Origin of the sequence: Gallibacter sp. Marseille-QA0791, assembly GCF_965119705.1 — a bacterium.
In the GTDB taxonomy this organism is placed as follows: Bacteria; Bacillota; Clostridia; order Peptostreptococcales; family Anaerovoracaceae; genus Lentihominibacter; species Lentihominibacter excrementipullorum.
In genome coordinates, this window is sequence record NZ_CBCPMH010000001.1 from 2348103 (window position 1) to 2366411 (window position 18309).

Genomic DNA, 18309 nt, shown 5'->3' on the forward strand with positions numbered 1-18309 from the left:
TAGGACGAAAAATTTCAGTGACAATATCACTGAAATATGATATGTTTTTTGAATCGGAGGGATACAAATGGATTTTGCGGAATATTTCCCTGTCTTTGACAGGCTGTCGGGGGCGGAACAGGAGGCTCTGCTGGACAGCGTGATACTGAGGAAGATAGGAAAGGGAACAGTGATACACAGCGGCAGCGATGATTGCCTGGGACTGCTGGTGATACGCGCCGGCCAGCTGAGAGCTTTCATGCTTTCGGAGCAGGGGAGGGAGATAACGGTATATCGGTTGTTTGACAGAGATATGTGCCTTTTCTCCGCCTCGTGCGTTATGAACAGTATACAATTTGATATCAGCATCGAAGCGGAGAAGGAGACGGAAGCATGGCTCATACCTATAGCGATCTATAAAGATCTGCTGGAGCGGTCTGCTGTTGTTGCCAATTATACCAACGAAGTGATGAGTTCAAGATTTACCGACGTTATGTGGCTCATGGAGCAGATTCTGTGGAAGAGCTTCGACAGGCGTCTGGCTGGCTTTCTGCTGGAGGAAGCCGGCATAGAAGGATCGGTTCACCTTAAGATCACCCATGAGCAGATAGCGTCGCATCTGGGGACTGCCAGAGAAGTGGTTTCCCGTATGTTGAAATACTTCCGCGACGAGGGCATGATAACGTTGATGCGAGGAGCAGTTGAGCTGACCGATATGGAAAAACTGCGGCGGTTGAGCGGCTGAGATCGTTCATTCAGCCTACGGAGCCGCGAGGGCATAAGAGGTGTAAGTGCGTAAGGATCGTTACACCTGGAGAGATCAGCCGCTTATCTCCGGAGCCCGTCGCTCCGCCGGCGGCAGCGCGTTATGGTTCCTTGCTTTGCATATGAGCTGTGTCATAGTACCCATTGGACAGTATACGCACCATGACCTGGGTTTGAAGATGACCATAGTCGCCAGTCCCAGGACAGTGGATGTCAGCATCACACCGTAGAAGCCGAAGGCAAACTGGGCGACGCCCTGGTGAAAGAGGGTGCCGTGATAGGCCCAGTGCCATGGAAGATCGAAAGTCCACAACAACGTGACTGTCTGGCTGAGCCCCTTGCTTTCCGCGAACACCAGGTATGTGACCCACAGCATCAGGAAGAACATGGCGAAGAAAAATATCAGGAACCCGTATCTGAAAATACTGGACTTCATCCAGCGTGGGACGTCATTTTTCAGCGACAATCCAAATCTTCCGCCGATAAGCTGAAAAAGCTGGCCGCGGCCGCAGTAACGCCCACAGTAGACTTTGCTCCCACCTATCCCGGCGATCAGCAGCGGTATGAAAAAGCAGAGGAGTCCCAGCCAGGCGAACAGTATATTGAAAAATCCGAGTATCAGATATGTCAGAGAGAATATCCAGAGGTAGTCGTACCAGTGTTTTTTCTGCTGCGCGGCTTTTATCATGACGCCACCTCCATCATCTCTATTATCGATGCCGGGCATTCTCTGCGGCATCGTCCGCAGCCGACGCATCTTGATGCGTCCACTATTGCGTACATCCCCTTATATATGTTGACAGCCGATACAGGACATGCCTTTGCGCAGCAGCCGCAGGCCACGCACAGCTTCTTCGTCACTTGAGCCGTCATTCTCTTTCCTTTGCTCATTGTTTCCATTCCTTTCTTTTTTCGGAAGTGGCAGGACAGATCCCTGAGGTTTCCGATGATGGCGATAGTCTACCGCATCGCAAAAGAAATGACAGTGACAATGTCACATAAGGAGGACATCAGAATATGAGATCGAATCCGTAGCATCCCTTGTCGAATCCGTATTTTTCGTAAAAAGCATGGGCCTCTGTTCTCGGCATGCCGGAATCCAGGACGATGCCCTTGCATCCCCGTTCCGCTGCCTGTCTTTTGACTTCATCCATGATGGCAACGCCGTAACCCTTTCCGCGCACATCTTCAGCTGTGATTATCCCGGAAAGATAACATGTCATCCCTGAGAGCCAGAAGGTGTGAAAAAAAGCACAGTGGCAGAAGCCGCGGTATTGGCCGTTTTCCACGGCGAAGAATACTGAACAGGCCGGGTCGTCGATGACCTGGCGGTAGATGTCTTTTATTTCGTCTTTATCATAAGTGTTGTATGACCACAGTTTTTCGATGAAATCGAAAGCTGCATCGAAGTCTTCCATAGTTGCTTTTTTGAATTTCATTCTCGTCACCTCGTTTCCTCGCTACAGAAACAGTTCGCTCTCAGAACGGCGGGAGTAGTTGGATCTCAGCATCTCGACATGGGACAGGAAAGCCGGGTCATCGAAATACTTAGCGCCTGTCGGACATTTTTTGATGCATGCGTGGCATTTTATGCAGATGCCGGTTACCTGAGACGGGTCTTCAGCGGAGATGGAGCCCATAGGGCATGTTTTCACGCAAGTGCCGCATCCGGTGCAGATATCCTCTTTCGTCTTCGGCTTTGCCTTGAGGAATACGGCAGGCTTGCCGTCGATGCCCAGAGGTGTGTAATACGGGCCGACAGGATCGTCGCCCCGTACAGTTATGGGAGCAGGGATATTGTCTGCGTCGATGGAAGAGGTTTTTGCCGCGATTTCCTCCGCGAACTTTTTCAGCTGCTCCATATCGCCACCGTCAGGTCTGCCGGGAGCCAGTTGATCTGAAAATACATGCTCGGTCACTACTCCGGCCCCTGCGATGGTGTGAAAACCGTTGAGTTCCAGCTGATTTCGCAGCTCTATGAGGGCATTGTCGAAATTTCTGTTCCCAAAACAGACTACAGGAACTGCCAGCGCGCCGTCAGCTTTGAAAAGTTCCTGGACGAAAGGAAGGAATTTGTTGGGTACGCGGCCGGCGTAGACGGGCGTGCCGAAAATCACCAGCTCATCAGGCTCGTAGTTCCTTACGCTGCCGCGGGTCTCAGGAAGGGTGAAATCATCGGATCCCAGTGAGACATCCAGAACTTTTGCGGCTCTTTCCGCTATGGCCGACGTGACTTTCTTTACGTTTCCCGTAGGACTGATGTATACTGCGTTTACTTTTGAGATTTTCATGACGTTACAGGCTCCTTTCGATATTTACATATATGTTAATATTAATACAAAACAGGGCCACCGTCAATTTCGTTGGACGGATGGACAACAGCTACGTGCAGCAGCCTACGCGGGGAATGCGGCATTGCATCTTGCGGCGGGCAGACGGAAAAATGAGAAAAACGAAGAGGATGTTGATTATGACCCGTTACAAAGATATCCCGATATTATACTTAAAACTGCACTGGTCAAGAAAAAAGCCAGCTGATGGTTTATTCTTGCTAAAAATGCTTTGAGATCATTGGTTGTTGGCAAATTTTCGCAAGTTTACGAAGACTTTACATGATCGTGATAATATATACTGACATGATGTGTTAAAGTTATGAAACAGGGAAAGCCTGGAAAAGCAAAACAAAACCCCGGAACCGTTGAAATTCCGAGGTTTATAATTGGTACTCCCTAGGGGAGTCGAACCCCTGATTCCGCCGTGAGAGGGCGACGTCTTGACCACTTGACCAAGAGAGCTTGTGTTTACAAATGAAAGTATATCATACTTGAAAAAGGTATTCAAGCAAAAAAGCCTGGAAAGAAATATTCTGAAAACAATGATCGAAAAATGTGCGGGTCATTGTTCCTTACTTACTATCAGAGAATATTTCTTTCCGGCAAAAGGCTGGTGTGCTCAGCGCTGACGAGGCAGCGTTGAATTGTAAAAAGTAAGCCTATTTTATTTTTTCAAAGTCAGCCGCGCCATGCTTACACAGTGGGCATATGAAATCGGCTGGAAGCTCTTCACCTTTATATACATAGCCACAGATCTTACATACCCATCCTTTTTTTGTCGGCTGCTGAGGACTTTCTTTGATGTGCTTATGATAATAGTCGTATGTCACGGAGTTATCCTCCGAAAGGCTCTTTCCATCTTCAACATCGGCAATGAACATAGTATGAGTCCCTAAATCAACGGTAGATATTACATTGCCGGAAAGATAGCTGTTGGCTCCTTCAATGATATAAGGTATGCCGTTTGCGGCTGTTTCAGCGGGGTAATCGGCGAATTTATCCGTATCCCTGCCGCTCTGGAATCCGAAGTGTTTGAAGATATCGAAAGTTGCCTTTTCACTGAGGATAGAGATGTTGAATTTCCTGCTATCCATTATCATGTCGTGGGTGAGGTTGGTTTTGTTGACAGCGATAGATATACGGTTTGGCGATACGGTCACCTGCTGAAGAGTATTGATTATGCAGCCATTGGATTTTTCACCGTCCTTTGCGGTCAGCACATACAGCCCATAGCTGATCTTAAACATTACATTATTATCCATTGTCCACTCCTTTCGATTATCGAAATCAACGTTTTTCAGTTTACTTCTTTCAGGCTCATAATGCTGTCGAGAAGGGCATTTTCGTTACCGCTGTAAGCATCGTTGACAGCCATGATGAAATATGTATAGTAGCATTTACCGCTTTCCATGAAAAGGACAATACCTCTGGCGTCACCTGACAGACTGAACTCATAGGTGAGGCTGTTACTGATAAAATCAGGGACGTCAGCGCTGCTTTCACTCATATCGGTATCGATCAGTATATCACCCAGCACGTTTATCATAGAGTAGTCCATATAAGAGGAAAGATCTGTAGCCACAGGCTGAGCTTGATTCTTTGATATACATTGAACGAGTATGTTGACCGTGTCAGATGAATCTGAGATATCAAGTACGCTGGAAGGGGCCTCTTCGTTTATCAGCCAGAAATCTTCATCAGCCGTCGGCAGATCGATGGAAAAGGAATTGTCGGCGTTGGAATAGCTTTGCAGATCTCCTCTAATGGAAGTGTTTCCGCATGACGTCAGGATGATACATGATATACATAATATAGCAGTCAGAATCAATCGTAGTGCTTTTTTCATCGTAAAATCTCCTCAACAAGCATCTGTTATTTATGGAATCAGTATATCATAAACGGAGTCTGAATGCATGACAAATTAGGTGATGCCGAGAAGATATACAGAGGGAGATTTAGAGGAGAGAGGCTCCGAGCCGGATCTTCAGGGAATGTATATGCTTGCGCTGTAATTTATTTTCGCTTGAATTGTAAAGGATAGGACAGTATAATGAATTAACTGTATAGTGCTGTTAAGATCAGTCTATACAGTTGATTTATAAATAGGAAAAGTTATCTGGCCGGATCACGTGCCGGCATTTTCACGGAGGTGAAAGCTTTCTATGGATTTCAGAAACATGAGTGATGAGGCGAAGATGTATATCAAAGCCATAATCGAGTGCATAGATGATGGCATCTGGATAACTGACGGCAGCGGAACGTGTTTGGAAATAAACAGGCAGGCGTTGGGGTGTCAGAAACGTGAAGATATAATAGGAAAGACCATGAAAGAATTGGTTGGGGAGGGGGTATATGATTCGTCAGTAACTCTTAAAGTGCTGGACACGAAGAAAAAGGAAACGTTGGTACAGCACGAGGAGACGGAGATCCTCACTACGGGGATCCCTTATATCGAAGACGATGAGATAAAGCTGGTCGTATGCTGTGAAAGAGAGCTCAAGGAGTTGGACATCATGAAAAAGCAGCTGCGCATAAATGAGGAAAAACTGGATCTCTATAAGAGTGAGATAGCCTATTTGCGCTCTGTATTGGCTAAAGAGGTGGATCTGGTAATAGAGTCGAAGGCGATGAAGAACGTCGTGGAAATGGCCGCTACTGCGGCAAAGTATGGATCCCGTGTTCTGATAGAAGGAGAAACCGGGGTCGGAAAAGAGGTCATAGCCAGAATAATATATAAGAACAGCTCAAGGAAAAACGGCCCGTTTATTGCGGTCAATTGCGGGGCCATACCTGAAAATTTGTTGGAATCGGAGATGTTTGGATATGAAAAAGGCGCTTTCACAGGAGCAAACCAGCAGGGGAAAAAGGGATATTTCGAGATGGCCAACGGCGGGGTACTGTTTCTTGATGAAATAGGCGACGTATCCCTCAGCTTTCAGGTTAAACTTCTTCGTGCGTTACAGGAGAACGAGATAATGAGAGTTGGCGGCAGCGAAAGCATACCGGTGGACGTGCAGATAATAGCCGCCACTAACAAGGATTTAAAAGAAATGGTAAAACATGGGGAGTTTAGGGCGGATCTGTTCTACAGACTGAATACTTTTCCCATAGATGTACCACCGTTGAGAGAGCGGCGAAAAGATATTGTACCATTGGTATATTCCTTTGCGGATTCCTTCAATAGTAAATACGGGACAGAAAAGGAGTTTTCACTCAGTAGTTTGGATGTGTTGCAACGATATGATTGGCCCGGCAATGTGAGAGAGCTTCAGAATCTTGTGGAAAGGCTCATACTTACAGTGCGGGATGATGTGGTAAATGACGAGCATGTAAGGCGAATGCTACTCGATGATCTTCAGGATGAAGGGGCGGATGAAGCGGGATTGACATTGAAGGAAGCGACTGAACATCTTGAAGAACGCCTTATAAAGAAATATATGGATGAGTACGGAAATCCTTCGGATGTAGAAAAAGTTTTGGGGATCTCAAGGGCGACATTGAACAGGAAAATAATGAAATATGGGCTAAGATGAATCGATGACATGAGATGTTGGTAATGACGCGAGGCCAGAGGCTGATCAAAAATGAGCAGCCCCTGGTCTTTTTTGAGCAAAAAGTGGTTTTGAAGAGACAGCGGAAAAGAATGATTTTAATTAAAAATAAAATTCAGAAAAAATAAAAGAGTTGGAAAACACAGGGCTGCGGCTGATAAAAGCCGGCAGCTCTTTTTTATTGGCATGAATGTTGCGGTCTGTTATGAGTGGATTGATCACAATAAGTTTTATTAAGAGAGGTGAAAAAAATGAGTCAACAACAAAACAGCGGACTGGCTGAACACAATATTACATTGCGTGCGGCCGTAATGATCATGTATTGCCTGGTGGCAGCCGGCTGTTTCGGGATCGACGAGATGATTCCAGACGGAGGGCCGGGAATAACGATCATCATCCTGTGTATCCTGCCTTTCGTATGGGCAGCGCCGCAAGCGCTGTGTGCGGCTGAGTTGGGAAGCGCCATCACAGACGCAGGAGGGTTTTACAAATGGATCCAGAGAGGACTGGGAGAGTTCTGGGGATTTCAGGGAGGGTGGTGCAGGACATTATCCTGCTACATAGACAATTCCCTGTACGTAGTGCTGGCAGGGTCATATGCTAGGATGTTGTTCCCAAGTATGACAGATACGGCACAGTTTATCTTCATGGCTGCGATAATCATCGTATTTACCATAATCAATCTGTTTGGTATAGAGGATGTGGGTAAAGTCAGCACTGTGTTCTCGGTGTTCATATTTTGTGTGTTCCTGGCAGTTACTATAATCGGGTTCTGCAACTGGAATTACAATCCGATGGAACCTCTGTACAACAGTAACGATTATACGCTGCTGGGAGCTATAGGAGCAACGCTGGCTACAGGGATGTGGATGTACTCGGGATACACTTCTATGTCTACACTGGCCACGGAGTGCAAGGACAAGTCGGTTATCCCTAGAGGTCTTTTGATCATAATGCCGTTGGTGGCACTGTCCTATATATTGCCTACGATAGCAGGTCTGGCTTCTGTAGGACACTGGCAGGACTGGAATCCTGACGGAGGTATTTCCTTCGGTCATGTGCTGGCGCTGGCTGGATCATGGGGTATCCCGTTGTTCACTATCACAGCAGTATGTGCTGAGCTTTCCATGTTCAACGCTCAGATGATCTCCATCTCGCGAGGTTTCTATGGTATGGCTGTGGATAATCTGGCACCAAAGAGCCTGACTAAAGTCAGCAAGAAGAGAAGGACGCCTTATGTAGGAGTTCTCTCTCTTACGGCTGTATCTCTGGCACTGTGTAACTTTGATTTTGACGTACTGGTAACGATGGACGTAACGTTGCTGATGGTAGATTATGTGCTGGTATTCCTGTCGACGGCGGCTCTCAGAAAGAACGAGCCTGATATGCCTAGACCTTTCAGGATTCCGGGCGGAGATACTTTCGTAAAGATCCTGATCACACCGGGACTGATCATTGCAGTGGCTGCCCTGTTCCTCAACGGAGCTGATTACTATTTAGGCGGTATGATAGCCCTTATTTCATCTCCGGTGCTGTATATCATTTGGAAGCGGAAGTATGGTGGTTTGTATGCCAACGATCCGGAAAAATATCCGATAAATCCGAGGACAAAACTGGCGAAGGGCGACCTTCACAGGATAACCGTAGTGTTCGCCATAATAGGCGTGATCGGCCTTATCGGATCCCTCTGGTGGTTCGGATGGTATGAAGTGGGCTGGGAGTCCTACTACGAAGAAGCTTACGGCTCCTTTGGTTTTATGGGAAGCAACGGGACGGAGATAAGACAGTGGATCGATAATGTAATGCTGGGAATATCCATACTTTACTTGATCATAGCCGTAGTATCGAAGATCGTTGGCAACAAGATAGACAAAGAAAGAGCGTAACAGACGTGCCGAAGAGGAGGCAACGCTGTGCTATAGCTAAATATCATTAAGGAGGAAAATAAAATGGCAAAAGTAACGGGCGAAAAGAGAGATTCTCTCAGTAAAGTGGAAAAAGGACTTGGTGTGAAAGAGCTGAAGTTCAGACTTTCCTTCGGTGCTGAAGATATGCATTATCCCGGCGAAATGATATCGGGATGTAAACTGATGGAAAAGTGTATAGACTGCTGCACAGAGATGTGCAACATAAGAGATAACGGAGACGGCGGTCTTATCGTACATACGGAAGCTGATATCGTGGATTCTGTTCATATGCTGGATGCGGTGGAGATAATCTGCTGGTCAATCAAAGACGGATCGCGTTCGAGAGTATACGGATACGAGATGTATAAGACATCGGAATACGATCAGAAGACAGATCGTTCGGAAGTTTTCGATGAACCTGTTCTCGCGGTCAAAGGCACGGTGGTATTCGTAGTGGATGATCCACAATAAATACGGCTGAGCTTTGAGAAGACGCGGCGCGGGAGATCCTGTGTTCCGCGTCTTCGACGTGGAAGGAGAAATTCGATGGCTAAGATTTTAGATGGAATAAGGATAATAGATTTTACTCAGGGTCATACAGGGAGCTACGGTACGATGCTTCTGGCAGATTTTGGAGCAGAAGTAATAAAGATCGAAGATCCTAAGACAGGCGGGGATGTCCTGAGGAGAAGTTTTCCAAAGAATGAAAAGGGGAGTGCCTATCATGCATATATGAACCGCGGTAAGAAAAGCGTCTGCATCGACAGGGAATCGGAGAAGGGGCAGGGAATGATCATGAAGCTGATCGAGAAGGCTGACGTGGTGTGCGACTGTTTCGTAGCGGGAGAACTGGAACGATGTGGTCTCGGATACGACAAGGCCAGGGAACTGAATCCGGGGATAATATACGCGTCTCATACGGGGTTCGGCAAGACGGGACCTATGAGCAACACGGCGGGGTGTGATCTGACATCGGAGGCGCTGTCCGGCCTCATGCAGGTCACTGGGTTCCCTGATGGAGGCCCGACGGCTCATGGTACCAGGATGGCGGATCAGTTCGGAGGCAATTTCTTCGCTGCCTCCATCGTCATGGCGCTGATGGTGAGAGATAAGACGGGAAAAGGACAGCAGATAGATGTAGCATCTGCCGACTGCATGATGACAGCTCTCGAGGACTGCCTGGCAGAAGCGTCAATGAAAGGTGTGAAATTCCACAGAGAAGGAAATGGATCGCGATCCATCGCCCCTTACGATACCTTTGAGGTGAAGGACGGGATATTTTCCACGGCGGTTTCCACCAATTCACAGTGGAAGAAATTCTGCGAGGCCATGGATATGAAAGAGCTGATAGATGATCCCCGCTATAACAGCAATGAAGCCCGAGGCGAGAATTACTACACCGAGGATGGCAAGATCGGCCTCAGGGATATCATCGCGGATAGATTCAAGGATATGACGAGGCAGGAGATCGTGGATTTGCTGTCGCCATGGAATATACCGAGCGGCCCGGGATTCACGGTGCAGGACGCTTTTGACAATGAACAGCTGTCTGTGAGGCATATGGTGCTGGATGTGGAGGACAGGGCCATAGGAAAAATCAGGATGCCGGGGATACCTATTAAGATATCGGGGATAGACGATACAGCTGTGATATCGGCACCGAAGCTGGGAGAGAATACCGAGGAAATTCTGAAAGACGCCGGCTGCGACAGCGAAGAAATAGAAAAAATGGCAAGAAAGTGTATTGTAATGTGTGAAGGGAGTGATCTATAATGAAGCCATTGGAAGGAATTACCGTGCTTGACTTCACACAGGCATATAGTGGCCCTTACTGTGCCATGAATCTGGGAGATTATGGAGCCAGAGTTATCAAGGTGGAGAGGGTCGAAGACGGAGACCAGTCGAGAGACTGGGGCCCATATGTAAATGGCGGAAACAGCGGCTACTTTGCCCTTTACAACAGGAATAAGGAGAGCATCGCCATAGATCTCAGTGAGCCTGAAGGCAAGGAGATCATCAAGAAGCTGTACGCGGAAGTCGATGTGGTGCTGGAAAACTTCAAATACGGTACTATCGACAAGCTGGGGATAGGCTACGAAGTGGCGAAGGAGATAAATCCGGGAATAATTTTCGCGTCGATAACGGGATTCGGTCAGACGGGACCGCTGCGAAAGAATACGGCTTACGATAACGTTATCGAGTGTATGTGCGGATTTATGGAAATGACGGGATATCCGGATGGGCCGGCCCTCAGATCGGGAGCGTCCGTAGGAGATAGTTACACGGGGATAATGATGTTTCTGGGGATCGTGCTGGCATGCTACGACAAGGCTAAGACTGGAAAGGGACGAAGGCTTGATGTTTCCATGCTGGATACGATGTTCGCGACTATAGAAGACGCGATATTGGCATATAGCCTGACGGGGATCCAGATAAGCAGGACGGGCAACGCCAAGCCGAGAGAGATCGTTCCTTATGATAAATATGAATGCGCTGACAGTGAGATAACGGTGGGGATAACGGACGAGTCTATGTGGCACGACTTCTGCGAAGCCGTAGAGATGCCGGAGTTGGAGAATGATCCGTTGTATGCCACCAATGATCTCAGATGTGAGAATTTCGACAGCTTTACGAAACTGATGAGAGAGTACATGAAGAAAAAAGATTCAGAGTGGCTTTTGAAGCGTTTCACGCTGTACGGGATCCCGGCTTCTCCGATATTGTTGCCGCTGGAAGCATTGAGCAATGAGCAGTTCCTCACTCGTGACATGGCCATCACGATAGATGATGTCAATGTCGGTAAATATAAATCTTTCGGAATACCGATAAAGTTCAGCGAAACTCCGGGCGGCATACAGAAATCATCCCCTCTCCTGGGAGAAAATACGGAAGAGGTGCTGAGATCCGTCGGCTACAGCGACGCTGAGATAAGAGAATTAATAGATGAAGAGATCATCGGTATCCCTGAAACAGACGGAGCGGAGGGCTAAGCGTCCGGTGAGGCGTAAAAGCCTGGAGATGAAAAACTGAAAACAGGAGGAATATGGAAAGGTTAAGTCTTAAAACGAAAGCATTGTATGGATTGGCAGGTGTGGGAGATTCGGCCCTTTACAATATCATGGGGACCTTCGCGCTTTTCTTTCTGACTACCGTGGCAGGAGTCGATCCTGCTATCGCGGGGACGATAACCGCGATAGGCTCGGTGTGGGATACCATATGCGGAGCCATAATAGGGTATGTGTCGGATAATACCGATACCAGGTTCGGAAAGCGAAAGCCATTTCTCGTCATAGCATCCCTGCCGCTGATGGTGTTCACGTCACTGTTCTTCTTCAATGTACATGCCGGAGAAGAAGTGATGATCGTATATTATGGCATCATGATAATGCTGTTCTGGACTTCCTTTTCATTCTTCTTTGTTCCATATCTGGCGTGGGGAGCGGAGCTTACGGACAACTACGACGAGCGTACGGTGCTGAGAGGCTATGTTTCGTTTTTCAACGCCGTGGGAACGGCGCTGGGACTGGTGCTCCCTAACATACTGGTGGAGATAATGACCGACGCAGGATATTCCGTCGAGACGGGATGGCAGACGACAGGTATACTCTGCGGCGTGGTGTCGGGAGGAACGATACTGATCGCCGCTCTGGGGATAAAGGATAAAAACGCCCGGGACAAAGACGCCGGGGGACGTATCGAGAAGCGTCCTGATGGCGAAAAAAAGACCCGTGGAGGGATCAGAGCCGCAGCCGGCGTGATAACCGGGATGCTGAAAAATTACGCCCAGATACTGAAGCTGAGGACTGTACGGTACATATTGGGAGCCAGCATCTGCTATCTGATCGGATATACGATATTCTGCTCCGACAGGATGTATTTTTTCACGTATAACATGGGGCTGTCGGGCGGTATCATAACCGTCATTATGATGCTTATGACCTTCATATCGGTGGCCTTCATACCGCTGATATCCTTTATAAACAGGTGGATAGACAAACGGACGACATATCTGCTGGGGATGGCGGTCACGGTAGTGGGCTTCGTTATTTTCGGGTTGAGCGGCAACACCTCCTTCGTGGGTGTGTGTATCATTTCCGTCATATACTGTGCGGGAAACAGCGTCTACTGGCAGCTGGTACCGGCGATGATATATGACGTGTGCGAGGTCGACAGGCTGATGAACAGTCAGGACAGAGCGGGGATGGTGATATCGCTGCAGTCCTTGTCTGAAGCTATGTCGGGAGCTGTAGCGATGCAGCTCATGGGGCTGATCCTGAGTCTGTCGGGATTCGACGGCAGCGCCGCTGTGCAGAGTGGGACGGCGCTTCAGTGGACAGGATATTCATTCACCCTGATACCGGCACTTTTCATGGTGCTTTCCATGATCTGTATTTTCAGATATCCTGTGACGAAAGCGATGTATCACAAGGTGCTGGCGGCTCTTGAACGTAGAGACAGGGGAGAAGATGTGGATATGAGCGGATTCAGGAAGCTCAGATGATTTTATGATAGTGTGTAGAGTAAATAAGCGATAAAAAAGCTGTCGCGACGGGGTGAAGACCGGAGCGGCAGCTTTTATGTTTCAGCTTGTAAGACGGGGATTTTTTGGTTATAGTATAGATGTCAGATATTTTGAGAAAAAAGGAGGACGGATCATGAAGTATAAGTGCAGCGTATGTGGATGGGAATATGATGAAGCGAAGGGCTATCCGGATGGAGGTATCGCTCCGGGAACGCCGTGGAGCGAGGTTCCGGATGATTTTGAATGCCCGGTATGCAGCGTAGGGAAAGACGAGTTTGAAGCCGAGTAGTAAAGGCTGAGGGCGTGAAGAAAAAATGAAAAACAAAGGGCAGCGGTTAGGATAACTGATAGATTCTAACCGCTGCCCTTTTATCATTGTATCTTGAATATATGGGTGTTGTCGAATGTTTCGGTGCGTCCGAAGCGATCCTACACACTGATTATAGATGAGAACGGCATGGCAGGCTGTTGTATCTACAACAAATCATATTATTGGTTTGCCATATATTATATATTTGTATGCTGCAAATGTGATCGCACTCAGTCGTGTATCTTTCTGTTGTGGAGAGCTGGTATTTTCATTTTTTATGACGTTTTGCGCTTCGCTGTGCCCGGCACATCCGGAAAGGAGCACTGTCGCCAGAAGAAGCAGTGCTCCTGCTTTTTTCATCGAAATCATGGTAGGCCGCACCTGCCGTTACTTCTGATCATCTACAGGAGGGACCATTTCCACATATTTCTTCAGCATCTCCGGAGTGCTATGGTAATATCTCTTCTTTTTGTCCATAGCGTTTATATCCGCCATCTCCTCATCAGTGAGGGAGAAGTCGAACAAATCAAAGTTGGCCCTTATGTGGTCAGGGTTTTTAGATCCCGGGATAACGACGTCACCGTTTTGGATATGCCATCTGAGGATTATCTGGGCGTTGGATTTGCCGTATTTTTCTCCCAGCTTCGCAAAGAGCGGCTCCTCTATGAGCGTTTTGTCGCCGTGGCCGAGTGGATACCATGCTTGTATCACTATATCGTGACTCTTCAGGAACTCCTTCAGCTCCTTTTCCTGCGAGTAAGGATGGACCTCGGTCTGGAGGATGGCCGGCTCTACCTGACATATATCGAGGATCTCCTTTATCTGATCTTCGTTGAAGTTGGATAAGCCGATAGCTCTGACTTTTCCTTCTTTATATGCCTTCTCCATCAGTTTGTAGCCGGCGATATAGTTGCCGGCAGGCTGGTGTATGAGCAGCAGATCGATATAATCGGTGTCAAGTCTTTCGAGGGTCTTGTCGATGGCGTTGTCTTCTTCATAGAAAGACGGCCAAAGCTTAGTCTCCAGGAAGATGTCTTCCCTTGGGACGCCTGATTTTCTGATAGCGCGGCCTACGGCTTTCTCGTTTACGTAGGCGTTTGCTGTATCTATGAGGCGGTATCCGCACTGTAGAGCGCTGAGGACGGAAGCCTCCGCCTCATCAGGTGTAAGCAGGAACGTGCCTATTCCTGCCATAGGCATTTTTATGTTGTTGTTCAAAGTAATATATTCCATCGTATCTACCTCCTTTTGTCCATATTATAGGCCGGATCGGCAGGAAGCGGAAGTTTCCGTTGGCTATCCGGTATGAACCTGGAGGTTATTGCTGACGGGAGGAGCGAAGCGCGGATCTTTCCATAACGCTCATCTTTCAGGATACCAGCCTGGCATGCCGGAATCCAGGCAGTCGTTTATCTGTTTGACTTCCTGATATTCTTCGAGACCCTGCGGCCCCAGATCTCTTCCGATACCGGACATCTTGTATCCGCCCCATGGACCTTCCGCGAAGCATGGGTTGTAACAGTTTATCCAGGTTATCCCTGCACGCAATTCCTTTATGACTCGCATGGCACGCATGTGGTCATTGGTGAATACAGCGCCGGCCAGACCATATTCCGTATCATTGGCCAGTGCTATAGCTTCATCTTCAGTTTTGAAGGTCTGTATCGCGGCGACGGGACCGAATATCTCTTCTTTGACGATGGTCATCTGGCCGGTGCAGCCGTCAAAGACAGTAGGCTCTATGAAAAAGCCGTCGGCGCACTCTCCTTTCGTGTATCGTCTGCCTCCGCATCTGCATACGGCTCCTTCTTTTTTGCCTGTCTCTATGTATTTCAACACCTGTTCCATTTGCTCCTCTGAAACGACAGCTCCGATATCAGGATTTTTCATCGGATCGCCTATGGTCATCTTGCGGGCTCGCTCCACGAGACGATCCGTGAATTCGTCGTGTATAGATTCATGGACTATTATTCGCGAGCCTGCGGAGCAGATTTCTCCCTGATTCATGAAGATCCCTATCATGGACCATTCTACGGCTCTGTTGATATCAGCGTCGGCGAATATTATGCTGGGAGACTTGCCGCCCAGCTCGAGGCCTATCTTTTTTACGTTGGAAGAAGCCGCGCACATTATGCTTTGCCCTACGGCGGTACTGCCGGTAAAGGTGATGCAATCGACATCTTTACTTTTAGCCAGCTGGTTGCCTATAAGGCCGCCAGGGCCAAGGATGAGATTGGCACAGCCGTCAGGTAGACCTGCTCTGTCCAGTATTTCAAAGAGTTTCACCACGCTTGCAGGTGTTATGGTGGCAGGCTTGAGGATGATACTGTTTCCTGCCGCCAGAGCGGGAGCCAGTTTCCATACGGCTATCATGAGGGGATAGTTCCATGGAGTTATCAGTGCGCAGACACCGACAGGTTCATGGACAGTATAGGAATGCATATGACCAAAATTGTCATTTACTTCGTAGGAGCCGCCGGACGGCTTCATTATGAGGCCGGCATAATACTTGAAGACATGGATGGCGTCGTCGATATCGGCTTCCGATTCTCTGAGAGGTTTACCGTGGTTTTCCGTCTCGATGGCGGCCAGTTCATCCCTTTCGGCCTCCATCATACTGGCGATTTTCAGGAGTGCATCGGCTCTGTCCTGGGCGCACAGTCTGCGCCATTTCCCGGAACCGTAAAAGGAGCTGCGAGCTGCGTGTATAGCTTTCTCCACATCTCTGCTGTCACTAGAGGCAGCTTCTCCGATGATCTTTCCATTGGCAGGGTTTATGACAGGCACAGTTTTACCTGACAGATATCGGTGGATGCGTTGACCGGCGGAGCATAAAGTGTAGGTGGTCCTGGAAAACCGGATCAGACCTTCACGGCGCATCGCGTTAAGCTCTCTTGAGAGGGTGCTCCTGTTGACGCAGAGATATTGGGCAAACTGTTCCTGGTTCATTCCTATGTCAAAGGTATGGCTGCCGCGCTTTTCACTGATGATGCTGAGATGAGTCAGGATCCTTTCTCTGATAGTGTGTTTGGACAATACATCGACCTTGTAAGTTATCTTTATGTTTTCATCCGAAAGGATCTTAGTTATGTTTTGAAGCAAAATTATCTTGCAGGAGGGAGATATCCCGTGACTGGAAAAGAACAGGGAATATCTGAAAAACACGACGGCACAGCCCGTATCGGCCGTGAGCATGCTGGGACTGGTGAAGAAGGTGGAGGAGACAGCCTCCAGACCGATAATGTCGTTTTGATGGAAAGTCCTCAGCAGCTGGGATGATCCGTCGTAGTGATATTTGAACGACAGGATCCTGCCTTCCACGATGATCCCTATTTTTTCCACTTTATCCCCTTGCAGCTGCACGGGCTCGCCTGCGGAAAAGAACTTCGCGGAAGGTTTGGTCTCGGCGCATATGATATCGAAATCGATATCGTCTATGTTCTTAAAAAGTATGGAATCTCTTATGATCACCAGATCCAGCATAACGTATCCCCTGTGATTTCTAGTGTTGGTTGATTTTAGCACAGATGCGGGGCGGACGCTGTTGTATATACAACGCGCTGATACAGGAGACAAACGTCTGATGGAGGGGTGAGGACAGGCATTCGCCTTGGCTCATCGAAGTCCGTCTTCCTTGACATAAGCGGCGCGAAAGGCTATAATTCAACCTGTGAAATTACATCTATATATAGAGGAAAGAATATGAAAATAATCATTACGGCAGGAGGCACCAGCGAGAAGATCGACGATGTCAGGACTATAACTAACACGTCGACAGGGCGGCTGGGATATGCTATAGGGAAGGCATTCGTGGAAAAATACGCGGGCAGGCTGGAAAAGATATATTATCTTCACGGGACAAGAGCTCCCTATGTGGAGCATGAGCTGGTGGAGCCTGTCATGATAGGCGGCGTTGCCGATCTGCAGCAGCAGCTGACGAGGCTGTTGACTGAGGAGAAAATAGATGCTGTCGTTCATGCCATGGCAGTGAGCGATTATGTGGTCAAGGAAGTGACGACCCTGGACAGGATAAGAGGTATGGAGACACCAGGTGGCGGAGCGGATCTTTCCGGGAATAAGATAAGCTCCGATATAGATGATCTGATCATCCATATGAAACGGTCGCCTAAAGTAATAAGTATCATCAAGAAGCTGAGTCCGGAAACGACTCTGGTAGGCTTCAAGCTGCTTAGCGGTGTCCCACACGAAGAACTGATATCTGTGGGCCGCAGTCTCATGGAAAAGAACGATTGCGACTTTGTGCTGGCCAATGATGTGAAGGAGATCGGACCGGACTATCATAAGGGATATCTGATACACAGGGACGGCCCATATGATACGATGGGTAATAACAAGGAGATAGCCGATATGATATCCAGGCGCGTCATGGAAAGGAGTTTGGGATGAATATCGTTCTGGGAGTTACGGGGAGCATCGCCGCGTATAAGGCGGCGGATATAATCAGCAAACTCAAAAAGCTGGGCCATGACATAGATGTGATATTGACCGAGAGCGGCAGTCGAATCATCACTCCCATAACACTGCAGACTTTAAGTAAGAATAAAGTCTATATGGATATGTTTGAAGAGATAGATCACAAGGAAGTGAAGCATATTTCACTGGCTGACAAGGCGGATGTGGTACTGATCGCGCCGGCTACAGCTAACATAATAGGGAAGATAGCAAATGGCATCGCCGACGATTTTCTTTCTACAGTGGTGATGGCGGCGGCGACCCGTAAACCGGTCTATATCGCGCCGGCGATGAATACGAATATGTATGAAAATCCTATAGTCCAGGGGAATATGGAAAAGCTGAAAGGGTTGGGGTACCGTTTCATAGAGCCGAAGGAATCTATGCTGGCCTGCGGGGTCACAGGAAAAGGCGCGCTGGCAGACGTGGATCATATAGTTGAGATAATCGAAGGGAGCATTGAATAGAT

The 18309-nt window shown here is 48.1% G+C and carries 19 protein-coding genes and 1 tRNA gene; 11 read left to right on the plus strand and 9 right to left on the minus strand.

Annotated features, from left to right (window positions below):
* Positions 1 to 67: 67 nt before the first annotated feature.
* On the plus strand, positions 68 to 724 hold the full coding sequence (locus ACQY69_RS10800; RefSeq protein ID WP_428260526.1) for a Crp/Fnr family transcriptional regulator: 657 nt from the start codon (positions 68 to 70) through the stop codon (positions 722 to 724).
* Between the two features lie 75 nt (positions 725 to 799).
* On the opposite strand, the gene ACQY69_RS10805 is transcribed toward ACQY69_RS10800, so the two are convergent.
* The 4 genes from ACQY69_RS10805 to ACQY69_RS10820 all read right to left on the minus strand — a co-directional run bounded on the left by ACQY69_RS10805 (position 800) and on the right by ACQY69_RS10820 (position 3035).
* On the minus strand, positions 800 to 1432 hold the full coding sequence (locus ACQY69_RS10805; protein ID WP_428260527.1) for a 4Fe-4S binding protein: 633 nt from the start codon (positions 1430 to 1432) through the stop codon (positions 800 to 802).
* Positions 1429 to 1635 (minus strand): 4Fe-4S binding protein, encoded by a 207-nt coding sequence (locus ACQY69_RS10810; RefSeq protein WP_428260528.1) that lies wholly within the window; start codon positions 1633 to 1635, stop codon positions 1429 to 1431. The genes ACQY69_RS10805 and ACQY69_RS10810 overlap by 4 nt, the downstream gene beginning before the upstream one ends.
* A 119-nt stretch (positions 1636 to 1754) precedes the next feature.
* Positions 1755 to 2183: an N-acetyltransferase family protein gene (locus ACQY69_RS10815; RefSeq protein ID WP_428260529.1), complete on the minus strand. Its 429-nt coding sequence runs from the start codon at positions 2181 to 2183 to the stop codon at positions 1755 to 1757.
* 21 nt (positions 2184 to 2204) lie between these two features.
* Positions 2205 to 3035, minus strand: coding sequence for an EFR1 family ferrodoxin (locus ACQY69_RS10820; RefSeq protein WP_428260530.1), 831 nt, complete (start codon positions 3033 to 3035; stop codon positions 2205 to 2207).
* Here ACQY69_RS10820 and ACQY69_RS10825 point away from each other — a divergent pair.
* Positions 3034 to 3282, plus strand: a complete 249-nt coding sequence (locus ACQY69_RS10825) for a hypothetical protein (protein WP_428260531.1) — start codon at positions 3034 to 3036, stop codon at positions 3280 to 3282. The two genes, ACQY69_RS10820 and ACQY69_RS10825, sit on opposite strands and share 2 nt — an antisense overlap.
* A gap of 182 nt (positions 3283 to 3464) precedes the next feature.
* Here the strand turns inward: ACQY69_RS10825 and ACQY69_RS10830 are convergent.
* The 3 genes from ACQY69_RS10830 to ACQY69_RS10840 form a co-directional block, all read right to left on the minus strand.
* Positions 3465 to 3539, minus strand: a tRNA-Glu gene (locus tag ACQY69_RS10830).
* Between the two features lie 197 nt (positions 3540 to 3736).
* Positions 3737 to 4339, minus strand: a complete 603-nt coding sequence (locus ACQY69_RS10835; protein ID WP_428260532.1) for a flavin reductase — start codon at positions 4337 to 4339, stop codon at positions 3737 to 3739.
* 35 nt (positions 4340 to 4374) lie between these two features.
* The gene (locus tag ACQY69_RS10840) at positions 4375 to 4923 is read right to left on the minus strand and encodes a hypothetical protein (protein ID WP_428260533.1); all 549 of its coding nucleotides are present in this window, start codon (positions 4921 to 4923) and stop codon (positions 4375 to 4377) included.
* 316 nt (positions 4924 to 5239) lie between these two features.
* Here ACQY69_RS10840 and ACQY69_RS10845 point away from each other — a divergent pair, with 316 nt between their 5' ends.
* The 7 genes from ACQY69_RS10845 to ACQY69_RS10875 all read left to right on the plus strand — a co-directional run bounded on the left by ACQY69_RS10845 (position 5240) and on the right by ACQY69_RS10875 (position 13346).
* Complete coding sequence (locus ACQY69_RS10845) at positions 5240 to 6610, plus strand: sigma-54 interaction domain-containing protein (RefSeq protein WP_428260534.1); 1371 nt, start codon at positions 5240 to 5242, stop codon at positions 6608 to 6610.
* 269 nt (positions 6611 to 6879) lie between these two features.
* The gene (locus tag ACQY69_RS10850) at positions 6880 to 8514 is read left to right on the plus strand and encodes an APC family permease (protein ID WP_428260535.1); all 1635 of its coding nucleotides are present in this window, start codon (positions 6880 to 6882) and stop codon (positions 8512 to 8514) included.
* 63 nt (positions 8515 to 8577) lie between these two features.
* Positions 8578 to 9006: a hypothetical protein gene (locus ACQY69_RS10855; protein WP_428260536.1), complete on the plus strand. Its 429-nt coding sequence runs from the start codon at positions 8578 to 8580 to the stop codon at positions 9004 to 9006.
* Between the two features lie 75 nt (positions 9007 to 9081).
* Positions 9082 to 10308 carry a CaiB/BaiF CoA transferase family protein gene (locus ACQY69_RS10860; protein WP_428260537.1) on the plus strand — a complete coding sequence of 409 codons (1227 nt, stop codon included), beginning with the start codon at positions 9082 to 9084 and terminating at the stop codon, positions 10306 to 10308.
* Entirely contained in the window at positions 10308 to 11525 is a 1218-nt protein-coding gene (locus tag ACQY69_RS10865; RefSeq protein ID WP_428260538.1) for a CaiB/BaiF CoA transferase family protein, read from the plus strand. The genes ACQY69_RS10860 and ACQY69_RS10865 overlap by 1 nt, the downstream gene beginning before the upstream one ends.
* 53 nt (positions 11526 to 11578) lie before the next feature.
* Entirely contained in the window at positions 11579 to 13036 is a 1458-nt protein-coding gene (locus ACQY69_RS10870; protein ID WP_428260539.1) for an MFS transporter, read from the plus strand.
* Between the two features lie 154 nt (positions 13037 to 13190).
* On the plus strand, positions 13191 to 13346 hold the full coding sequence (locus tag ACQY69_RS10875) for a rubredoxin (RefSeq protein WP_428260540.1): 156 nt from the start codon (positions 13191 to 13193) through the stop codon (positions 13344 to 13346).
* 408 nt (positions 13347 to 13754) lie between these two features.
* Here the strand turns inward: ACQY69_RS10875 and ACQY69_RS10880 are convergent, their stop codons facing one another.
* Both ACQY69_RS10880 and ACQY69_RS10885 read right to left on the minus strand, forming a co-directional pair.
* On the minus strand, positions 13755 to 14600 hold the full coding sequence (locus tag ACQY69_RS10880; RefSeq protein WP_428260541.1) for an aldo/keto reductase: 846 nt from the start codon (positions 14598 to 14600) through the stop codon (positions 13755 to 13757).
* A gap of 129 nt (positions 14601 to 14729) precedes the next feature.
* A complete protein-coding gene (locus tag ACQY69_RS10885) occupies positions 14730 to 16850 on the minus strand; it encodes an aldehyde dehydrogenase family protein (protein ID WP_428260542.1) in 2121 nt (706 codons plus the stop codon).
* 219 nt (positions 16851 to 17069) lie between these two features.
* On the opposite strand from ACQY69_RS10885, the gene ACQY69_RS10890 reads away from it, so the two are divergent.
* Entirely contained in the window at positions 17070 to 17774 is a 705-nt protein-coding gene (locus tag ACQY69_RS10890) for a phosphopantothenoylcysteine decarboxylase (protein WP_428260543.1), read from the plus strand.
* Positions 17771 to 18307, plus strand: coding sequence for a bifunctional phosphopantothenoylcysteine decarboxylase/phosphopantothenate--cysteine ligase CoaBC (gene coaBC, locus ACQY69_RS10895; RefSeq protein ID WP_428260544.1), 537 nt, complete (start codon positions 17771 to 17773; stop codon positions 18305 to 18307). Before ACQY69_RS10890 ends, coaBC begins: the two co-directional genes overlap by 4 nt.
* Positions 18308 to 18309: the final 2 nt, after the last annotated feature.